Genomic DNA, 20,442 nt, shown 5'->3' on the forward strand with positions numbered 1-20,442 from the left:
TCAGACCACCGCCTCGAGCGACCGGCCGGCCTCGGCGGGGGCGATCAGTTCGCGGACGGCCGGCTCCAGCACCTCGTGCAGCGCGGTGATGCGGCCCTCGAGGAACAGCTTGCGCATCAGGGTCCGCTGGATCTTGCCGCTGGTGGTCTTGCGCACGGTCCCCGGGCGGACCAGCAGGATGTTGCCGGCGGGGATGTTGAACTCCTCGGCCAGGTAGCGCTGCACGCCGGAGGCGAGGGTGTGCAGGTCGGTCGAGACGCTGCCGGGGCGCACCTCCTGGACGGCCACCAGGTGCTCGCGGTCGGACTCGACGGCGAAGACGGCGCCCGCGCCGCTGCCGAAGGCCTTGTCCCTGGACTGGATGGCCCGTTCGACGTCCTGCGGGTAGAGGTTGCGGCCCGCGAGGATGACCAGCTCCTTGAGCCGGCCGGTGACGTAGAGCTGTCCGTCGTGGAGTACGCCCATGTCGCCGGTGCGCAGCCAGCCACCCGCGTCCTGCTCGCCCGTCCCGTCGCAGATCACCGCGTCGAAGACCGCCTTGTTGGTCTCCGGCCGCTTCCAGTAGCCGCCGGAGACGCTGTCGCCCTTGAGCCAGATCTCGCCGACGTGTCCTTCCGGCCTCTCGACCCGCGTGTCCGGGTCGACGACGCGGACCTCGAAGTCCCGTGCGACACCGCTGCTGACGAGGGAGCGGGTGGGCAGGTCCGGTCGCGGGCCGGCCAGTTCGCCGCGCTCCAGGGCCTCGGCGTCGACGTCGAGCACCCGGGGGGCGGCGGCCCGCGGGATGCCGGAGACCAGGAGGGTCGTCTCGGCCATGCCGTAGCAGGGGAAGAAGGCCTCGGGGCGGAACCCCGCGGGCGCGAAGCGCTCGGTGAAGGCGCGGACCGTCTCCGCCCTGATCGGTTCCGCGCCGTTGCAGGCGGTCGTCCAGGAGGAGAGGTCGAGCGTCTGAAGCTGTGCGTCGGTGACCCTGCGCACGCACAGGTCGTAGGCGAAGTTCGGGCCGCCGCCCGTGGTGATGCCGTAGTCGCCGATCATCTTCAGCCAGCGCACGGGGCGCTTGAGGAAGGTGAACGGCGCCATCAGGACGCTGGGCACGCCGAGGTAGAGCGGGTGGAGGATGTGCCCGATCAGGCCCATGTCGTGGTAGAAGGGCAGCCAGCCGCCGACCACGGACTCCGGGCCGGTACCGATCGACCGCTGGATCGCCGCCTCGTTCGCCAGCAGGTTGCGGTGGGAGACGGCGACGCCCTTGGGGTCGCTGGTCGACCCGGAGGTGTACTGCAGGAACGCCAGGCTGTCCGGGGTGAGGGAGGGCGCGTGCCAGGCGTCCGCGTCGCCCTCGTCCGGGGCGTCGGTGGCCAGGCAGGGCACGTCGGTGAAGCCCTCCGCGGCCAGCCAGGCGGAGATCTCGGGGGCGTTGGCCGAGTCGGTGAGCACGGCGCACGCCTCGGCGTCCCGCAGGATGCCGGTGACCCGGGAGAACTGCCGGCCCTGCTCCGTGGGCAGCGGGGCGGGGACGGCCACGGCACCGGCGTACAGGCAGGCGGTGAACGCCTTGATGAAGTCCAGGCCGGCCGGGTAGAGCAGGAGGACCTGCCGGTTCGCGGCCCCGCGCTCCTGGAGCCAGGACGCGATCCGGCGCGCCTCCCGGTCGAGCGCGGTTGAGGTGAGGTGCTGGGGCACCGAGCCGCGGGCGTCGTCGGGCAGGAAGATGTAGGCATCCGCGGCACCGCGGGCTTCGGCGCGTTCCAGAACCAGTTCGGTGAAGGTTCGGAAGTTCGTCAACGTCTTTCTCCGACCTCTGCGAGACCCGCCGGCGTGGCGCCGGCACGGGGTGCTCTGACTTGTCGATCGTCGTCCGGGGCGCTAAGGAGACGCTTGTGCGTTCCGGTCCCCGATTCGGCTCATTCCGCGCCGTTGCGGAAGTCCGCCTCCAGGCTCACGTGCTCGGGCACGTCGGGCAGTTCGGTCAGCCGGTGCCGGAACTCCAGGGCGCCGTGCGCCGGTTCGGCGGCCGGTTCGAAGCCGAGCGACGGGTAGAAGTCGCGCACCTTGTGGTTCTTGGCGGTGGGCCGGTAGCCGGCCCGCACCTCGGACGCGCCCGAGTCGACGGCGTGGCGCAGCAGCGCGGCCACGGTGGCCTGCTCGATGCCCCGGGCGAAGACCCGGCAGCTGAGCAGCATGTTGTCGATGCGCAGCGCCGCGTCCTCGCGGTGCGCGAACACGGCGCCGACGACGCCGTTGTCGCCGAAGCGGTCACGGGAACGCACGGCCAGCACCAGGTGGTCCGGCGAGTCGAGCCGTTCGCGGACGTCGGCCGGCTGGAGGCGGCGGGTGGTGAGGTTGAACTGGTTGGTGCGCAGCGTGATCTGGGCGACCCGGCCCACCTCGTGGTCGCGCACGGGGCCGACCTCCACGGTGACGCCGAGGGCGCGCAGGTACTCCTCCATCGAACCGGTGGCCCGCTGCAGGTCCCGCCGCTCCGCCTCCTGGCGGTACTGCGTGCCGCGCTCCCGGTCCGCGCTGGTCAGCTCCCGCACGTCGAACCAGCCGTCGGCGAGCAGCCGGTCGACGTGCAGGGCCGGTTCCCCGTCGAGCGCGACCACGGCGGTCTCCGGCAGCGAGGAGGCGACCAGGCCGCGTTCGAAGGGCGAGTCGTCGGCGAAGACGAAGCTGTCGGTGCCGAGGTTGAGCGCGGCGGCGATGTCCCGGATGTTGCCGTCCTTGGGTTCCCAGTCGGCGCTGATCCGCACGAAGTCGCTCTCGCGCAGGGTCATGTCCGGGTGGTCGCGGAGCACCTCCAGCACCGGCCGCAGGTCGTTCTTGCTGCACACCGCGAGCAGGACGCCCTGGCTGCCGATCTGCTTGACCACCCGCTGGAACCGGCCGAAGGCCTCGCCCCGGTAGGTGGTGGCGGCGGCGATGCCGTCGGGTCCGTCGTCGCCGAGGACGCCGTCCCAGAGCGTGTTGTCCAGGTCCACGACGAGGACCTTCTTGGTCCGGCCGCGCAGGGTGCGCAGCAGGTGAGCCGCCTGACGCGCGTACCGGGCGAGGACCTCCTCGCCGAGGTGCACCTGGGCGTAGGCGGCGAGCCGCGGATCGCGGACCGGGCCGCCCTCGGCGATCAGCGGATCCAGGTCGACGACGTGCACCCGGGGGTGCGCGGCGGCGAGCCGCAGCAGACCGGTGTTGAACTCCCGCCAGGCGATGGACAGTTCGGTTCGGGAGCGGTGGTCGACGAGCTGCCGGGTGTGCTGGGGCAGCAGCGGCAGGGTGTTGAGGACGAGCGTGCCGGTGCCGTGCTCGTCGTAGCGTGCGGCGAGCCCGTCGAGGAGTCCGAGGGTGCCGGCGGCGGCGCGGGTGACGTCCTCCACCGTCCAGGGCAGCGGCAGTTCGTCGAAGACGATCTGCGCGTCGAGCAGGCAGAGGGCGAGTTCCGTGCCGGGGGCGTACAGGTGGCTCCCCGTGTCCTGCAGGTCGCGCACCCACGCGTCGTGGTCGCCGGTGCCGGCCCGCAACGGGATGCCGTGCCGCGCGAGTTCGGCGGTCAGCGGGGCGGTCAGCGCGTCGACGGTGCCGTGCCCGGTGACGGCGACGGTGGCGGGTACGACGCCCGGATGCCGCCGCGTGATGTCCTCGACGGCGACCTTGGCGAGCAGCCGGCCCGCGCGGGACAGCTGGGCGAGGCCGTCGTCCCGCTGGGCGAGTTCGGCCAGCAGTCCGAGCACCGCCGGGTACTCGGCGGCGAGCCGCTGCTCGCCGTGCAGAGCGCGCAGCCGGTCCAGGGGGCCGGCCGGTCCGGTGCGCTCCGGGTCGGACGTCGTCACTGCTGTACTCACGGTCGGTTTCGCCTCTCTGCCGGGGCGGACGTGCACCGGGAGCTTGCGCCCCCGCTCTAAAGACGGGCTTGCGCCCCGCGGGAAGGCACGCCGACGCACGGGCCGTCCGCAAGAGCTGCTTTAGGCGCGCCGCGGACCATCGGGAGGACGACCCGTTTCGAAAGGCGGCGCTGACGATGACAACTGAGCTGTCCGCGCAAGTGTGTGTGGTCGGGGGAGGCCCGGCGGGACTCACGCTGGCCGTGGAGCTCGCCAGGCGTTCGGTCTCCGTCGTGGTCCTGGAGCAGAGCGGTCACTTCAACCGGTCGTTCCGCGGCGAGTCGGTCTCACCCGACTCGGTGTGGCTGCTCGACCGGCTGGGCGTCCTCGGCCGGCTGGACGGCGCCTACCGGCAGATGCACCGGATGGAGATCGTCGACTCCGGCAGTACCGTGCTGCGCGCCGACTTCCGCCGTTTCCCGTACCCGCACCCCTACCCGGTGGAGCTGGCCCAGCCGGCGCTGCTGTCGGCCCTCGCGGACCTCGGGCAGGAGGACCACCCGGACCACTTCACCCTGGTGCGCCGGGCGACGGCCACCCGGCTGCTGCGCGCGGACGGCGAGGACGGTCCGGTCACGGGGGTGGTGGCCCGCACGCCGGAGGGTGAGGTCACCGTGCGCGCGGCGCTCACGGTGGCGGCCGACGGCCGGTTCAGCAAGGTCCGCGAGATGTCCGGCCTGCCGTACACGAAGCTGCCGCTGGAACGTGACGTGGTGTGGCTGAAGCTGCCGTTCCCGGCCGAGTGGGACGACCGTACGTACCGCATCCGCATCCGCGGCGACCAGCACGGGTTGTTCATCCCGACCCACCCGGACAGCGTGCGCGTCGGATTCAACATCCCCAAGGGCGGGCTGAAGGAGCTGCGCTCCGAGGGGCTGCCCGCGCTGTACGAGCGGCTGGACCGGCTCGCCCCCGAACTGGCCGGGTCGGTGCGCGCCGAGATCCGCTCCTGGTCCGACACCTCGATGCTGGACATCTTCACCACGCTGGTGCCGCGCTGGTCCATGCCGGGCCTGGTCCTGACCGGCGACGCGGCGCACACCCTGACGCCGATCCTCGGGCAGGGCGTCAACCACGCGATCATCGACGCGGTGACGCTGGCGCCGCTGGTGCGCGACGCGTTCGCCGCGGGCGGGAGCGAGGCGGCGCTGCTGTCGGCGTGCCAGGAGTTCCAGCGGACGCGGGAGGAGTCGGTCGCCCGGTCGCGCGGGCTGCAGCTGAGACAGGAACGGCTGTTCTCGCTGCACGGCGCCGGCGGTGTCGCCCGACGCTCGCTGTACCGGGTGGTCGACCGCAGCCAGAGGCTGAAGGAGCGGGTGCTGGCGGGCGCCTACTTCCAGTTGCAGAAGCCCGGACCACACGTCGTGGAGGCGCAGCCGGCCGCCACGCGGGTCTGACCGGCGCGTCGGCCGTCCGGCGGGGCCGGACGGGGACCCAGGGGAAGAACATCGGGCCGCGGCCCGCACGAGGGAGTGCGGGGCGCGGCCTTCGGCTGTGAGGGGGGCCGTCGCTCCGGGCGGCGCATCGTGCGGGGCACCGGTGTGCCGGGGTATTGCGGGCCCGCGTTGGGCACGGTGTACCGGGGTCGAGCGCGGGCAGCGGCAGGGAAAGCCTTCGGGCCGGCCCGGGGGAGGGCCGGAGATGCCGCCGCCCCGGTCGCCACTGTTCGGCGGCCGGGGCGGCGCTGCACGGGAGGTCCGTCACCAGGTGACGGGCAGCCGCGTCAGGCCGTGGACCATCATGCCGGTCGTCAGCTCCAGGGACTCGACGTCCTCCGCCAGCCGCAGTCCGGGGAACCGCTGCAGCAGCGAGGAGATGACGATCTGCAGCTCCGCCCTGGCCAGCGACGCGCCGACGCAGAAGTGCGGGCCGTGGCCGAAGGCGACGTGGTGGACGGCCTCGGCCCGGGTGGGGTCGAACTCGTTGTCCCGCACACCGGGGAAGCGCTCGGGGTCCTGGTTGGCGGAGCACACCGCCGCGAGGACCGCGCTGCCCTGGGGGATGACGGTGCCGCCGATCTCGACGTCCTCCAGGGTGATCCGCAGCGGCCCGCCGTCACCGATCGGGTTGACGCGCAGCAGCTCCTCGACGGCGTGGTCGAGCATCTCGGGGTGCTCACGCAGCGCGGCCAGGTGCTCCGGGTGGCGCAGCAGGGTGAGCACGCACTTGCCGATCATGCTGACGGTGGTCTCGTGACCGGCGACGAGGATGGTGGCCGCCATGACGATCAGCTCGTACTCGTTGAGGCTGCCCTCCTCGTCGTGGGCGGCGACGAGCGCCCCGATGAGATCGTCCGTGGGCTCCTCGCGCTTGCGCTTGACGAGCTCCGCCAGGTACCCGAGCATCTGCTGGCGCTGCGCCGTGGTCTCCTCCGGGCTGTGCGCGGTCAGCGAGACGAACGCGTCCGACCACTCGCGGAAGCGGTCACGGTCCTCGAACGGCACACCGAGCAGCTCGCAGATCACCATCACCGGCAGCGGGAAGGCCAGGGCCGTGTTGAGGTCGACCGGCCCGCCGGCCTTCTCCATCTCGTCGAGGAGGCCGTCGGTGAGTTCCTGGATCCGGGGACGCATGTCCTGCACGCGGCGGGCGGTGAACGTCCGGGAGACGAGCCGGCGCAGCCGGGTGTGCTCGGGCGCGTCGGTGGTGAACAGGCTGCCCGGCACCGGAGGGGTCGCGGTGAGCTGCGGCGCGTCGGGGGCGATGGTGGCGGCCCGGCTGAACCGGGCGTCGGCGAGCACGGTGCGCACGTCGTCGTAACGCGTCACCACGTAGCCTTCGTCGCCGCTCGGCAGCCGGACGTGGGCGACGGGGCACGTGGCCCGCAACTCCTCGTAGACAGGGGGAACTTCCACGGCCGAAGGACGGTGGAAGGGGTAGTCCATGAGAGGACTGCCGGTCTCCGGTGCGCCGCCCTGCGTCGTGTCCGTCGTCTCCATGCGATTCCTCCGGCAACAGGTGCTCAGTGGTTACGTGTGCGGTGGTCCGGGCATCCGAGGCGCGGCCGGACGATCGGCCCGGAGCGCGGTCGGGGAACCCGGGCGAGCCTGGCAGCGAGGGCTTGTCCGGGACTAAAGCGGCCCTCGGGAGGCGGTCAGCGCTGCCAGCCCTCGGGGGTGCGCAGGCCGAATCCGAGGGCCCGGTCGGCGGCGATGTGGACGAGCCAGGCCAGACCGAAGTTGAACAGGGGGACGGCGACGGCCGGGGACTCGGGCAGCAGACAGGTCAGCATGACGACGACGGCGGTGACGGGCCGGTGCGCGAGGTTGTAGGCGGGGACGGCCCTGGGGGACAGCCGGCCGTGCTGGTGCGGGCCGGAGAGACCGAGGAGGAACGACAGGTCGGGTGCGAGGAAACCGGCGACCGCCGCGACGATCACCCATCCCCCGTACTTCGCCGTCTCGAACACCGCCCAGGCCAGCAGCAGGACGGCCAGCACCCCCCAGGCGGTGCGGACCTTCCGGGAGGCCGAGCTCCTGACGGCGCCTGGTGCGGTGTCGTGCGTCACGGGACTGCTCCTTGTTCCGGTTCCGGGGACGGCGGCGCGACCCGCCGCCGACCGCTGCGTGGGTTCGGCCGGCCGACGGGCGGGAGGGCACCGCCGGGGCCCGGACTGACGGCGGGGGAGACCCGAGGGCGCGGTCTGCCCGCGGCCCGCCCGCCATGGTCGCCGTACCGGCGGGTCACGCCGCGACCCGCTCCACGGCGTAGCGGCGGGTCAGGGCGGCGAGTTCACGCAGGAAGGCATCCTCGTCCGACTTGACGAAGAAGTGACCGCCGGGCATGGTGCGCACCTCGCAGCCGCGCCCCGCGTGCTGCCGCCAGGCCAGCATCTCGGACACGGTGACCAGCCGGTCCTCGCGTCCCGCGAACAGGTGCAGCGGTACCCGCAGCGGCTCGGGACGCGGGGCGACGCTGTCCATGCACAGCCGCAGGTCGTCCCGGGCCACCGGCAGCAGCGCGGAGAGGAACTCGGGATGGCCGAGCAGCGGCCGCGGGATGCCGCCGAGTGCCGTCAGCCCGGCCACGAACTCCTCGTCCGGGGCGTCCGGGTCGGCGATCGCCGGTGCCGCCAGGTGCGGGGCACGGTAGGCGCTGAGCACGAGTGCCCGGGGCAGGTCCGCGCCGCGCGCCTGCCGCCGCCGGGCGAGCGAGTAGGCGACGAGCGCGCCCATGCTGTGCCCGTAGAAGATGTGCGGTGCCGTCAGTTCCTCGTCGAGCTGCGCGTCCAGGTCGGCGACGAGGGCGTCGAGATCGGTGAACCGGGGTTCGCCGGACCGCTCCTCGCGGCCGGGGAGTTGCACGGGCATCACCCGCACTCCGGCGTCGTGGGCGTCCAGGGCGCGCTGCCAGCGCCGGTACGCCGAGGCTCCGCCGCCCGCGTAGGGGAAGCAGAACAGGCGTGTCATGGCCTCGGGTTCGCCGTCCGGGCGCTTCCGGGACAGGTATCGGGTCATGGTGCTCCGTCTCGGTTCCGTCCAGGGGGAGCGGGTCGGGTCCGCGGTGGGTCGACGGGTGCGGGTGCGGGCGGTCCTGGCCGACGTCGCTGCCACGGTGGTCGACGCCGCTAAAGAGCCGCCAAACTGTGGGTGTCCAGATCGAGTTCGGGATCGGCGGCCAGAATCGCCCGGTGCAGCTTCTGGACGTGCAGCGGAGGCTCGATGCCCAACTCACGGATGGTCGACGCGCGTAGCTTCCGAAAAGCCTCGAGCGCCTGCCACGAGCGTCCGCACCGGTAGAGCGCCAGCATCAGCAGCGCGTGCAGGCTCTCCTGGAGCGGGAAGCGCTCGGTGAGCGCGCGCAGTTCGCCGATCACCTCCGCGTGCCTGCCCAGCCGCAGGTCGGCGGTGATCCGGCCCTCCAGCGCGGAACGCCGCGCCTCCTCCAGATGCAGCATCTCCGCGCGTAGAGCCGGGCCGATGCGGACGTCGGCGAGCGCGGGACCCCGCCAGAAGCCGAGCGCCTCACCGAGCAGCCGGGAAGCCGCCTCGTCGTTCCCCGTGGCCAGGGCGCGCAGGCCGCGGTTGCTGAGCTGCTGGAAGACGTCGGCCTCCACGACGGGCGCGGGCAGGTTCAGCGCGTATCCGGCGTAGCCGCGGCACAGCACGTCCTTCGGCGCGCACTCCCGGTCCGGTCCCAGGGCGAGTGCGATGGCCCGGCGCAACTGCTTGACGTAGGTCTGCACGACACTGGCGGGCCCGCTGGGGGGAGCGCCGTCCCACAGTTCATCCGTCAGGGTGGTCATGCTTACGTGCCGGCCCGCGTTGACCGCCAGCAGCGCGAGCAGTTGCCGCGGCTTGGCGGCAGTCGGCACCACCGAGGTGCCGTCGATGCTGACGCTGAGTGGCCCGAGAATTCCTATCTCCATGCCACGGCTCCTTCCGACCGATGTCGGAACAGTGGCACGTGTGCCGGTGGTGACGACACTTACCCGATCATGATTTCGGCCAGGAATCCGTCTGCCTTCGGCATGAGATTTTCACCACCCCCACTCCTCCCCGGCTTTAAGCGGCGCTACAGCGCCGGTGGCGACCATGGGGGAGACCGTCCCGGGAGGGCCTCGGGACCGGTTCCGGAGAGAGGCCAGGCATGAGGATGAGGTGGTTCCGGCCCGGCAGGGCCCGCGCCGTGCTCGAGCCGCTGATCCAGTTCGGCTCCCTCTTCACCGGACCGCTGCCCGGCATCCACTACCCCGACCCCGGCCCGGACGAGCCGTCGCCGCGATCCGCGGACGGGGCGGACGGCCGCCCACAGGGTCCCCCGGCCGGACACCCGGAGCGCCCCTGCACGACCCCACCGACCCCGATGGAACGGCGGCTGTGGGCGGACCTCGGCATCGACGAGGACGTCACCCGACACTGACGCGGCATGAGCACCCGGAGCGGGGCGGAGCGTCGTGGTCGACCGATGCCTGAGCCGGCGGACGGCTCCCACCGGCCCACTCGCCGCTTCGCCGCCCTGGCAGTACCGGGACGGTCGGCTCCCGAGCAGAGCCGGCAGACGCAAGCGGCGGCTGCGATGCTGCCGACATGATTCCTTGGAAGTTGATCGATCTCGACAGGGCCCTGCGTGCCGGTTGGGCCGCCGACACCCGTTCCCCGGACGACCTGGCTCGTGCCGGCCGGCTGCCCAGCAATCCTGCGTGGGGCCACTGCGACATCACGGCGTTGATCGTCAACGACATCTTCGGAGGCGACCTCATGGTCGGCGAGGTCCATTCCGGTGGGGAACAGCACGGCCATCACTGGTGGAACCGGCTGCCCACCGGCGTCGAACTCGACCTGACCCGCGAGCAGTTCCGGGATGGCCAGACGATCACCGCGGCACGTGTCGTCACACGCCCCCCGGGACCTCTGCCCCGGCGCTGGGAGGAGTACCTCCTCCTGCGTGAGCGCGTCATCAAGCACCTCGGCCACCTCCCGGAGCCGGCTGCCTGACCCCCGGTGTCCGGGTCGACGGCCGCCCGGGCGCTGCCGGTCCACGCGCTCTTGTCCCGCACGGCCCCATGGGATCGTGGCGCCAGGTTCCTCACCCTCGCGTGCGCGTTCATCGGCCGGCGACGTCCGAAGTGTCCTCGCATTCGAGGGCAATCACATCCGCCGGAAGCCGCGCATGCGGAGCTCCGGCATCTCCGTCGTGCGACTGCCCGGGTGAGGGAGGCGAGCCGGGGGAAGGCTTCCTCCCACACGGTGCGCACGGTGCGACCGACGAGCGTTCGCAGGACTGGCCACAGCTGGAGGAGCAGGTCCCGGTTGAGGTAGCGGGGCATGTCGTCGTGCAGGCCCTCGCGCAGGACGGTGCGGTACATGCCCATGCGCCCGGTATGCGATGTCGTCCGCCCGTCCCCGTCGGTCGGGGTCAGCGCTGGTCGGCCTTCTTGCCGTGGTTGGCCTTCTTCTTGCGGCGGGCCTTCTTCCTCCGGGCGCGCTTCGACACCTGGATCAACTCCCTTGACAATGAGCGACGTCCAAGCGGAACGGCTGACGAGGAGGTCGGCGAGCTTGTCGAGGCGCTCGACTGTGCGGTCCTCCGTGGCGGCCGGGGCCGGGTCCACGTGCTGGCCGCGGTCGTAGTAGGCGCCGTTGACGATCTCGACGGCCGGGTCGCACAGCCGGACCACGTGGGCGGCGCCCTCGGCGGGCGTAACGCCCTCGTGGGCGTACAGCGGCAGCAGGGCGGTGTCGCAGACGCCGGGGTGCACGGAGGCCGCAGTGAAGCGCGGGTAGGCCGCGAAGACGGTGAGGGCCAGCTGGGACTGGGCGCAGGCGGCCAACCGGGAGTAGCGGCGGGCGCGGTGGGGGTCGGACCACTGGATGGACGCCGTGCGGTGCAACGATGGAGTCAAGCGCCCGCAGAGAGGGACGCGGGCCTGCGCAGCAGCCACTGCCCGAACGTGCGACGCGGGGGCCGCACCACCACGCGGCCGTGGGCCTTCTGACCGACCAGCTCCACTCGCAGAATGACCGGCGTATCACGACTCGTCGGAGTCTGACGGTACTTGACCCTGCTGTGTACCAGCTGCAGACCATCAGTATCGACCACGATGCCTGGCCTCGTGACCAGCGTCAGGGTCTTCCCCGTCATGGTCACGTTGATCCGCAACGTGTCGTGCGTGATCACTGCGTCAGTGAAGTCAAGCGTCACCTCGCAGTACGTCACCGCGAGCTCCAGCCTCCGCGGCACCACCCAGCGCCCCACGCGCTCGACCGCGCCGCTGTGGACCTGTTCGATCCGAACCATGTCCTTGACCTCTGGCACGGTCGCGCCGGCCGTAGCCGATACGGGCGGCAGGTCAGCGGTGAGCGCAGTCAGTTCGCTCACCTTCCGCGCCGACAGGGCGGCTTCCAGGCGCTCGTCCAACTCGTCCGCGGTCAGCAGGCCGTCCCCCGCCGCGATGCGCAGCACATCCACCGCCCGGTCCCGGTCGGCATGAGAGGCTCGCAGCTCGGGCGACGAGCCGGAGCCGGAGCGCTTCCCGGTGGGCGAGATCTCTCCCGACATGCTTCCGTCCTGGTCCTGTCGAACGTCTCCGCGCGACGCAGGCAGCGGCGCAAGCAGAAGACTAACGCTATATCGCGACATGGATCCAGGGTGGGGCGCAGAGTGGGAGGCCCGGCAGGGATGCGGGACGGGGGCGTGCGGCCCCCGATCACTCCAACCCGGACACCTTGAAGACGGTTTGTGCCGTCTCGCGGTCGATGCGGACCCCGACCCGGCGCAGGGCCGTCTCACCACACGTCAGCGACCCCCGGGCGGTCGAGAGGCGGGCGTCCTCGTCCAGCCGGTACCAGAGCGGGGGATTGGCGACCAGGACCTTCGGGTCGATCTCGACGCGACCGCCGAAGGCGTCCCGCAGGACCAGGCGTTGGGAGACGCCGTCCAGGCAGCGTACGGAGACCAGGCGGTCGGTGCGCACCCGCCGTGTGCGCAGAAGACCGCGCGAGACGAGCCAGCCCTCGCCGACGCAGACCCGGTTCGGGTAGAGGATCACGAACAGCAGGGCGGCGAGCGCCACCCACAGCGCGCAGCGGCCCGGCGTGAGGCTGCCCGCGCCCCAGTCGATCAGCAGCAGGAGGACCCAAAGGGTGGTGGAGCACTGGATCGTGCTGCGCACGTCCTTCGCCCAGTGGCGGTCGTGAGCCGCTTCGGCAGGCGGCTGCGCGCAGGCATCGGTCCCACTGCCCATGTCGTTGCGGCGTCCCATGGAGGCGACGGTAGGCAGCGATGGGGCTTCCCGCGCGTGCCCCTGACGCCCCTCTGACGGACTTTCTGCCTCTCCTTTACGCCGTCCGGTCTCACGGCTGTCGGGAGGCGTTCCCCCCGACTGGCGCCACACGGATGCAGCCAGCGGTGCGGATCACACGCGCGTCAGGACTGCGTCAAAGCTTGCCGTTTCGGTGCGAAGAACGCGCAAGGAGCGCTCTGGTGCGGCCGGGAACGGACAGAACCTGGGCGTACCCGCGCACCGCCTCCCCGCGTGCGCGGGCCTCGACCCTTGTGAAGGAGTACGCGGCCCATGTCCGTCCTGACCTACGAGCGGGACCCGGCCCCCGCCGACGAGGAGCCGCCGGATACCGGTGAGCGCCACCGCCTGACCGCCCTGACCGGCCTCGCCGCCCTGTCGCTGGACGCGATGGCGTCGGTGGCGTACGGCCCCGAGGCGATCGTCCTGGTGCTGGCCGCCGCCGGCGCGCACGGGCTCGGGTTCACCCTGCCGGTCACCCTCGCCATCGCCGGACTGCTGGCGGTGCTGGTCGCCTCGTACCGGCAGGTCATCGCCGCGTTCCCGGACGGCGGCGGATCGTACGCCGTGGCCAAGACCCATCTGGGGCGGCGCACGAGCCTGGTGGCGGCCGCCTCGCTGGTGCTGGACTACGTGCTGAACGTCGCCGTGGCCGTGACAGCCGGCGTCGCTGCGCTGACGTCGGCCTTCCCGTCCCTCTACGGCGACCGGCTGTGGCTGTGCCTCGTCGTGCTCGCGCTGGTCACCGGTGTGAACCTGCGCGGCATCGTGGAGTCCGCGCGGGCGTTCATCGTGCCGACCGTCGTCTTCGTCGGCTCGATCCTCGTGCTGATCGGTGCCGGCCTGTTCAGGTCCGAGCCGGTGAGCACCGCCACCGCCGCGGGGCATGCGTCCGTGCTCGCGGACAACGCCACCACCGTGGGTGCGCTGCTTCTGCTGAAAGCATTCGCCTCGGGATGCTCGGCGCTCACCGGTGTCGAGGCGATCGCCAACGCGGTGCCGTCCTTCCGGGTGTCGCGCGTCAAGCGGGCCCAGCGCGCGGAGGTCGCTCTCGGGGCCGTCCTCGGCGTGATGCTGATCGGTCTGTCGGTGCTGATCTCCCGCTTCCACCTCCAGCCGGTGGAGGGCGTCACGGTCCTCGCCCAGCTCGCGGACGCCTCCCTCGGCCACAACTGGGGGTTCTACGTCATCCAGTTCGCGACGATGATCCTGCTGGCCCTGTCCGCGAACACCTCCTTCGGCGGTCTGCCGGTGCTGCTGAAGCTGCTGGCCCGCGACAACTACCTGCCCCACGTCTTCGCGCTCAAGGCCGACCGGCAGGTCCACCGGCACGGCGTGCTCGCCCTGGCCCTCGTGTCCGCCGCGCTGCTGGTCTTCTCCGGCGGTGACACCAACACCCTCGTGCCGCTGTTCGCGATCGGCGTCTTCGTCGGCTTCACGATCGCCCAGGTCGGCATGGTCCGGCACTGGCGAAAAGAGCGAGGTCCTGGGTGGGGCGGCAAGGCGCTGCTCAACGGACTGGGGGCCGCACTCACCGGGATCTCGGCTGTCGTCGTCACGGCGACCAAGTTCGAGGAGGGCGCGTGGCTGATCGTGATCGCGCTGCCCTTGCTGGTCGCCGCCTTCGAGGCCGTCCACCGCGCGTACGCGCGCATCGGCGAGCGGCTGGGCCTCGGCCGGATCCCCGAGCCGCCGCACCGTGACCGGTCCGTCGTGATCGTGCCGGTGTCGGGCCTTTCCCGGCTGACCTGCGAAGCGCTCAACGCCGCGGCCTCGCTCGGCGACGAGGTGCGTGCGGTCACCGTCTGCTATCCGGATGCCGAGGACCGAGCGCAGGCCCATGCCCTGGAGCGTGCCTGGGCCGAGTGGAACCCCGCGGTACCGCTCATCCCCCTCCCCTCCGAGCGCCGGTCCCTGGGCCGCCCGATCGCCGCGTACGTCCGCGAAACGGCCGCCGCCGAGCCCGGCACCCGCGTCACCGTCCTCATCCCCGAGGTCGAGCCGGAGCGCCTGTGGCAGCGGCTGCTGCAGAACCAGCGGGGTGCCGTGGTGGCCCACGCGGTGCGACGGGAGACAAAGGCGGTGATCTGCCGACTGAGGTTCCGCCTGTCCTGACGGCATTCACCCGTACGGCCCGCACCTCGCCGTGCGGGCCGTACGCCGTTTCCGCAGGGTGAAGGGGCGACGTAAGAGATGTGTCAAAGATGTCCCGGCCGCCGTAAGAGACCCGTCAACGGCGGCCGAATCCGGCCAGAGAGGCACTTTCCTCTACTTGTCCGATTCACTTCCGAACCTCATCTAGGAGTTCGCGATGGCCGACGTGGCCTTCGTCGTCACCACGATCGCGGCGTTCGCGCTGGTGGCTCTCGTCGCCAAGGGGGTGACGAAGCTGTGACCGCCGAGAACATCGTCGGCCTGATCGTGGCCGTCGCCCTGCTGGGCTATCTCGTCCTCGCCCTGATCTTCCCGGAGAGGTTCTGAGCAGCGATATGGGTCCCGTACTTGCCGGCGTGCTCCAGCTGCTCGCGCTCGTCGCGGCACTGGCGCTCGCCTACCGTCCCCTCGGCGACTACATGGCCAAGGTCTACTCCTCCGACAAGCACTGGCGCGTGGAGAAGTGGATCTACAAGGGCATCGGCGCCAACCCCAGTACGGAGATGCGCTGGCCCGCGTACCTGCGCGGTGTGCTGGCCTTCTCGGCTGCCGGAGTCCTCTTCCTCTACCTGCTGCAGCGGCTCCAGGGCGTTCTGCCCGGCTCGCTGGGCTTCTCCGCCATCGACCCGGACCAGGCGTTCAACACCGCCGCGTCGTTCGTGTCGAACACCAACTGGCAGTCGTACTACGGCGAGCAGGCCATGGGCCACGTCGTGCAGACGGCCGGTCTGGCCGTGCAGAACTTTGTCTCCGCGGCCGTGGGTATGGCCGTCGCCGTGGCGCTCGTCAGGGGCTTCGCACGGTCGCGCAGCGGTGAGCTCGGCAACTTCTGGTCCGACATGGTGCGCGGTGTGACCCGCATCCTGCTGCCCATCTCGGTGATCGCCGCGATCGTCCTGGTGGCCTGCGGCGCGATCCAGAACTTTTCGGGCATCCACGAGGTCGGCCAGTTCATGGGCGGCTCGCAGGAGTGGAACGGCGGCGCGGTGGCGTCCCAGGAGGCGATCAAGGAGCTGGGGACGAACGGTGGCGGCTACTTCAACGCCAACTCCGCCCACCCGTTCGAGAACCCCACTCCGTTCTCCAACCTGTTCGAGATCTTCCTGATCCTGGTCATCCCGTTCTCGTTGACCCGCACCTTCGGTGTCATGGTCGGCTCGGTGAAGCAGGGGTACGCGATCCTCGGCACGATGGGCGTGATCTGGCTCGGCTTCGTCGCCCTGATGATGTGGACCGAGTTCGCCCACCCGGGCCCCGCCTTCGACATCGCGGGCGGCGCGATGGAGGGCAAGGAGGTCCGCTTCGGTGTCAGCACCTCGTCGATCTGGGCGGTCTCCACGACCCTCACCTCGACCGGTGCGGTGAACTCCTTCCATTCCTCCTTCACCGGCTTCGGCGGCGGCATCCAGTTGCTCGGCATGCAGCTGGGCGAGATCGCACCCGGTGGTGTGGGCTCCGGCCTCTACGGCATGCTGATCATGGCGGTCATCGCCGTGTTCATCGCCGGCCTGATGGTGGGCCGTACGCCCGAGTACCTGGGCAAGAAGATCGGCACCCGTGAGATCAAGCTGGCCGCCTGCTACATCCTCATCACCCCGGCACTGGTGCTTATCTTCACCGCGTTCGCGATGGCCCTGCCGACCCCGGGCAACTCGATGACCAACAGCGGGGCGCACGGGTTCTCCGAGATCCTGTACGCCTACAGCTCGGGCGCCAACAACAACGGCTCGGCCTTCGCCGGCCTGAACGCCGACACCCAGTGGTTCAACACCACGATCGGCCTCGCGATGCTGCTCGGCCGCTTCCTGCCGATGGTGTTCGTCCTGGCACTGGCGGGTTCGCTGGCCGAGCAGAAGCCCATCCCGGCCACCGCGGGCACTCTGCGCACCGAGAAGCCGCTGTTCACCGGCCTGCTGGTGGGCGCGATCCTGATCATCACCGGTCTGACGTACTTCCCGGCGCTAGCGCTGGGCCCGCTCGCCGAGGGGCTGGCGGCATGACCACGCGTACACAGAAGCAAGAGGACTCGATGTCCACAGCCACCACTCCGACCCGGGCGCCGCACAGCGACGTACCCACCGGGCACAAGACTCCCGAGGGCCGTGTCGGCGCGGGCCTCTTCGATCCCAAGCAGCTCATCAAGTCCTTGCCGGACGCTTTCCGCAAGCTCGACCCACGGGTGATGATCAAGTCGCCCGTGATGTTCGTGGTGTGGATCGGCTCGGCCCTGACGACCGTCTTCTCGTTCACGGACCCGGGCGACTGGTTCGGCTGGACCATCAGCGCCTGGTTGTGGCTGACCGTGATCTTCGCCAACCTGGCGGAGGCGGTCGCCGAGGGCCGTGGCAAGGCCCAGGCCGACACACTGCGCAAGGCCAAGACCGACACCGTGGCCCGGCGGCTCCTCAAGGACGGCTCCGAGGAACAGGTCCCGGGCACGGATCTGAAGATCGGCGACCTTGTGGTCTGCGAGGCGGGCGACATCATCCCCGGCGACGGTGACGTCGTCGAGGGCGTCGCGTCCGTCGACGAGTCGGCGATCACCGGTGAGTCTGCGCCGGTCATCCGCGAGTCCGGCGGCGACCGCTCGGCGGTCACCGGCGGTACGAAGGTGCTGTCCGACCGCATAGTCATCAAGATCACGACGAAGCCTGGCGAGACCTTCATCGACCGGATGATCAACCTGGTCGAAGGAGCTGCCCGGCAGAAGACGCCCAACGAGATCGCGCTGAACATCCTGCTCGCCTCGCTGGCGATCGTCTTCCTGCTCGCCGTCGCGACCCTGCCGCCGTTCGCGGACTACGCGGGCACGCACCTGACGATGGTCGTGCTGGTGGCGCTGCTGGTCTGCCTCATTCCGACCACCATCGGCGCCCTGCTCTCCGCGATCGGCATCGCGGGCATGGACCGGCTGGTGCAGCGCAACGTCCTGGCGATGTCCGGCCGGGCGGTCGAGGCCGCCGGTGACGTGTCCACTCTGCTGCTGGACAAGACCGGCACCATCACGCTCGGCAACCGGCAGGCGTCCGAGTTCGTGCCGGTGCGCGGTACGACCGAGGCCCAGGTCGCGGACGCCGCGCAGCTGTCGTCGCTGGCCGACGAGACGCCCGAGGGACGCTCCATCGTCGTACTGGCGAAGGAGAAGTACGGGCTGCGGGAGCGCCACCAGGGCGAGCTGGCGAACGCCGAGTGGATCGCCTTCACCGCCCAGACCCGGATGTCGGGCGTGGATGTGGACGGCCAGAAGATCCGCAAGGGCGCGGCAGGTTCGGTCATCGCCTGGGTTCAGGAACGGGGCGGAATGGTCACCGACGACGCCGACACGTTGGCCAACCGCATCTCAGAGGCGGGCGGTACCCCGCTGCTGGTCGCTGTGGAGGACACCGACGGCGCCCGCGTCCTGGGTGTCATCCACCTGAAGGACGTGGTCAAGGACGGCATGCGGGAGCGGTTCGAGGAACTGCGCCGCATGGGCATCAAGACCGTCATGATCACGGGGGACAACCCGCTGACCGCCAAGGCGATCGCCGAGGAGGCGGGCGTGGACGACTTCCTCGCGGAGGCCACTCCCGAGGACAAGATGGCGCTGATCAAGCGGGAGCAGGCCGGCGGCAAGCTGGTCGCTATGACCGGTGACGGCACCAACGACGCCCCGGCCCTCGCGCAGGCGGACGTCGGCGTGGCGATGAACACCGGTACGTCGGCCGCCAAGGAGGCCGGCAACATGGTCGACCTCGACTCCAACCCGACCAAGCTCATCGAGATCGTCGAGATCGGCAAGCAACTCCTCATCACCCGGGGCGCGTTGACGACCTTCTCCATCGCCAACGACGTCGCGAAGTACTTCGCGATCATCCCGGCGCTGTTCGCGGCCGTCCACCCGGGCCTGGACAAGCTCAACATCATGGGCCTGTCCTCGCCGGACTCCGCGATCCTGTCGGCCGTCATCTTCAACGCCCTGATCATCATCGCGCTGGTGCCGCTCTCCCTGAAGGGCGTGCAGTACCGGCCGGTCAGCGCCGACAAGATGCTCCGGCGCAACCTCACCATCTACGGCATGGGTGGACTGATCGCCCCGTTCATCGGCATCAAGATCATCGACCTGCTCATCTCTCTGATCCCCGGGATCGGGTGAAGGATCATGAACAACTCCCTCGCGAACACCGCCCGGTTGCTCGGCGCGGGCCTGCGTGCCCTGCTCGTGCTGACCCTGGTGACGGGCGTCATCTACCCGCTGGTCGTGACCGGCATCGCCCAGGCGCTGTTCAACGACAAGGCGAACGGCTCGGAGATCGAGGCGGACGGCAAGGTCGTCGGTTCGTCCCTGATCGGCCAGGCGTACAACCTGCCGCTGAAGGAGGGGCAGGAGACCCCGGATCCGGACCTGAAGTGGTTCCAGGGCCGCCCGCAGAACGGCCTCGGCGCCAACAGCGTCAACACCCAGTACAAGCTGATCCTGTCCGGCGCCACCAACCGCTCCGCGGAAAACAAAGAGCTGATCCAGTGGGTGAAGGACGCCCAGGCGGCCGTCATCAAGGACAACTCCACACGGGGCTACACGGTGAAGCCGTCCGACGTGCCCGCCGACGCGGTCACCTCCTCCGGCTCCGGCCTGGACCCGGACATCTCGCCCGAGTACGCCGACATCCAGGTCCACCGGGTCGCCGAGAGGAACGGCCTGTCCGTGGCCCAGGTCCAGAAACTGGTGGACGAGCACACCGAGGGCCGCACGCTCGGCTTCCTGGGTGAGCCCCGGGTGAACGTCCTCGACCTCAACATCGCGCTCAAGGAACTCGTCGCGAAGAGCTGACGGGTTCGAACCGAACCATGCGGGGTCGGCGGCCGGGGCACCCTCGGATCCGCCGGCCCCCACCGCCATGAAGGCCCGCGGACCGATCCGGCCCGTGCACGACAGGAAGGCGCACACCGATGACCCGGGTGCTGGTCGTGGAGGACGACCCCCAGCTCGTCCGCGCGCTTGTCATCAACATGCAGGCCCGCCACTACGGCGTTGACGCGGCCCCCGACGGGACCACGGCCCTCCGGCTGGCGGCCGCACGCCAGCCCGACGTGGTGATGCTCGACCTCGGCCTGCCCGACATGGACGGCGTAGACGTCGTCAGAGCCCTGCGCGGCTGGACCCGCGTCCCCATCCTGGTGCTGTCGGCGCGTAGCGCCTCCGAGGAGAAGGTGGCCGCGCTGGACGCGGGCGCCGACGACTACATCACCAAACCGTTCGGCATGGAGGAGCTGCTGGCCCGGCTGCGCGCCGCCGTGCGCCGCACGGAGTCCGTGCCGCTCGCACCCGAGATGACGCTGATCAGGACGGAAGACTTCACCGTCGACCTGGTGGCCAAGAAGGCCACCAGGCAGGGGCACGACGTACGTCTCACACCGACCGAATGGCACTTGCTGGAGATCCTGATCACCAGCCCCGGCCGCCTCGTCACACAGAAGGACCTGCTCCAGGAGGTGTGGGGGGTGACTCAGAGTAACAAGACCAACTACCTGCGCGTCTACATGGCGCAGCTCCGCCGCAAACTGGAGGCGGACCCCTCCCACCCCCGCTACCTCATCACCGAGCCGGGGATGGGCTACCGCTTCGAGGCGTGAGCCCGTCCCTCCCCACCGCCGGGACCGCACACGAGAGCCGACGAGAGCAGA

Annotated in this window: 17 protein-coding genes and 2 pseudogenes; 9 read left to right on the plus strand and 10 right to left on the minus strand. The window is 70.8% G+C overall.

The window, feature by feature from the left end:
• Entirely contained in the window at positions 1-1,788 is a 1,788-nt protein-coding gene (locus tag IPT68_RS29360) for a fatty acyl-AMP ligase (protein WP_189699961.1), read from the minus strand.
• Positions 1,789-1,907: 119 nt separating this feature from the next.
• Positions 1,908-3,842, minus strand: a complete 1,935-nt coding sequence (locus IPT68_RS29365; RefSeq protein ID WP_189699960.1) for an HAD-IIIC family phosphatase — start codon at positions 3,840-3,842, stop codon at positions 1,908-1,910.
• Between the two features lie 176 nt (positions 3,843-4,018).
• Here IPT68_RS29365 and IPT68_RS29370 point away from each other — a divergent pair, with 176 nt between their 5' ends.
• The gene (locus IPT68_RS29370) at positions 4,019-5,278 is read left to right on the plus strand and encodes an FAD-dependent oxidoreductase (RefSeq protein ID WP_189699959.1); all 1,260 of its coding nucleotides are present in this window, start codon (positions 4,019-4,021) and stop codon (positions 5,276-5,278) included.
• A gap of 303 nt (positions 5,279-5,581) precedes the next feature.
• Here the strand turns inward: IPT68_RS29370 and IPT68_RS29375 are convergent, their stop codons facing one another.
• The 4 genes from IPT68_RS29375 to IPT68_RS29390 all read right to left on the minus strand — a co-directional run bounded on the left by IPT68_RS29375 (position 5,582) and on the right by IPT68_RS29390 (position 9,249).
• A complete protein-coding gene (locus IPT68_RS29375; protein ID WP_228040003.1) occupies positions 5,582-6,820 on the minus strand; it encodes a cytochrome P450 in 1,239 nt (412 codons plus the stop codon).
• A gap of 155 nt (positions 6,821-6,975) precedes the next feature.
• Positions 6,976-7,389, minus strand: a complete 414-nt coding sequence (locus IPT68_RS29380; protein ID WP_189699958.1) for a DUF4260 family protein — start codon at positions 7,387-7,389, stop codon at positions 6,976-6,978.
• A gap of 175 nt (positions 7,390-7,564) precedes the next feature.
• A complete protein-coding gene (locus IPT68_RS29385; RefSeq protein ID WP_228040005.1) occupies positions 7,565-8,338 on the minus strand; it encodes a thioesterase II family protein in 774 nt (257 codons plus the stop codon).
• A gap of 110 nt (positions 8,339-8,448) precedes the next feature.
• On the minus strand, positions 8,449-9,249 hold the full coding sequence (locus tag IPT68_RS29390; RefSeq protein ID WP_189699957.1) for an AfsR/SARP family transcriptional regulator: 801 nt from the start codon (positions 9,247-9,249) through the stop codon (positions 8,449-8,451).
• A gap of 221 nt (positions 9,250-9,470) precedes the next feature.
• Here IPT68_RS29390 and IPT68_RS29395 point away from each other — a divergent pair, with 221 nt between their 5' ends.
• A complete protein-coding gene (locus IPT68_RS29395; RefSeq protein WP_189699956.1) occupies positions 9,471-9,743 on the plus strand; it encodes a DUF6059 family protein in 273 nt (90 codons plus the stop codon).
• A gap of 167 nt (positions 9,744-9,910) precedes the next feature.
• Positions 9,911-10,318 carry a YunG family protein gene (locus tag IPT68_RS29400; RefSeq protein WP_189699955.1) on the plus strand — a complete coding sequence of 136 codons (408 nt, stop codon included), beginning with the start codon at positions 9,911-9,913 and terminating at the stop codon, positions 10,316-10,318.
• Positions 10,319-10,518: 200 nt separating this feature from the next.
• Here the strand turns inward: IPT68_RS29400 and IPT68_RS34380 are convergent.
• From IPT68_RS34380 to IPT68_RS29410, 4 genes and pseudogenes are all read right to left on the minus strand, one after another.
• Positions 10,519-10,698 (minus strand): annotated as a pseudogene (locus tag IPT68_RS34380) (hypothetical protein); the annotation flags it as partial.
• A gap of 153 nt (positions 10,699-10,851) precedes the next feature.
• Positions 10,852-11,226 (minus strand): annotated as a pseudogene (locus IPT68_RS34385) (SDR family NAD(P)-dependent oxidoreductase); the annotation flags it as partial.
• A complete protein-coding gene (locus IPT68_RS29405; protein WP_189699954.1) occupies positions 11,223-11,882 on the minus strand; it encodes a DUF1707 SHOCT-like domain-containing protein in 660 nt (219 codons plus the stop codon). The gene IPT68_RS29405 and the pseudogene IPT68_RS34385, both read right to left, overlap by 4 nt.
• Positions 11,883-12,030: 148 nt before the next feature.
• Positions 12,031-12,585, minus strand: coding sequence for a hypothetical protein (locus tag IPT68_RS29410; RefSeq protein ID WP_308438806.1), 555 nt, complete (start codon positions 12,583-12,585; stop codon positions 12,031-12,033).
• Between the two features lie 312 nt (positions 12,586-12,897).
• On the opposite strand from IPT68_RS29410, the gene IPT68_RS29415 reads away from it, so the two are divergent.
• The 6 genes from IPT68_RS29415 to IPT68_RS29440 all read left to right on the plus strand — a co-directional run bounded on the left by IPT68_RS29415 (position 12,898) and on the right by IPT68_RS29440 (position 20,391).
• Positions 12,898-14,739 carry an APC family permease gene (locus IPT68_RS29415; protein WP_189699953.1) on the plus strand — a complete coding sequence of 614 codons (1,842 nt, stop codon included), beginning with the start codon at positions 12,898-12,900 and terminating at the stop codon, positions 14,737-14,739.
• Between the two features lie 276 nt (positions 14,740-15,015).
• A complete protein-coding gene (gene kdpF / locus IPT68_RS29420) occupies positions 15,016-15,105 on the plus strand; it encodes a K(+)-transporting ATPase subunit F (RefSeq protein WP_037659531.1) in 90 nt (29 codons plus the stop codon).
• 8 nt (positions 15,106-15,113) lie between these two features.
• A complete protein-coding gene (gene kdpA, locus IPT68_RS29425; protein ID WP_189699952.1) occupies positions 15,114-16,778 on the plus strand; it encodes a potassium-transporting ATPase subunit KdpA in 1,665 nt (554 codons plus the stop codon).
• On the plus strand, positions 16,775-18,913 hold the full coding sequence (gene kdpB, locus IPT68_RS29430; RefSeq protein ID WP_189699951.1) for a potassium-transporting ATPase subunit KdpB: 2,139 nt from the start codon (positions 16,775-16,777) through the stop codon (positions 18,911-18,913). Before kdpA ends, kdpB begins: the two co-directional genes overlap by 4 nt.
• A gap of 6 nt (positions 18,914-18,919) precedes the next feature.
• Positions 18,920-19,588 (plus strand): potassium-transporting ATPase subunit C, encoded by a 669-nt coding sequence (locus tag IPT68_RS29435; RefSeq protein ID WP_189699950.1) that lies wholly within the window; start codon positions 18,920-18,922, stop codon positions 19,586-19,588.
• Between the two features lie 119 nt (positions 19,589-19,707).
• Positions 19,708-20,391: a response regulator gene (locus IPT68_RS29440; protein ID WP_189699949.1), complete on the plus strand. Its 684-nt coding sequence runs from the start codon at positions 19,708-19,710 to the stop codon at positions 20,389-20,391.
• Positions 20,392-20,442 lie beyond the last annotated feature (51 nt).

The sequence above is a fragment of the Streptomyces chromofuscus genome (assembly GCF_015160875.1).
Taxonomy (GTDB): domain Bacteria; phylum Actinomycetota; class Actinomycetes; order Streptomycetales; family Streptomycetaceae; genus Streptomyces; species Streptomyces chromofuscus.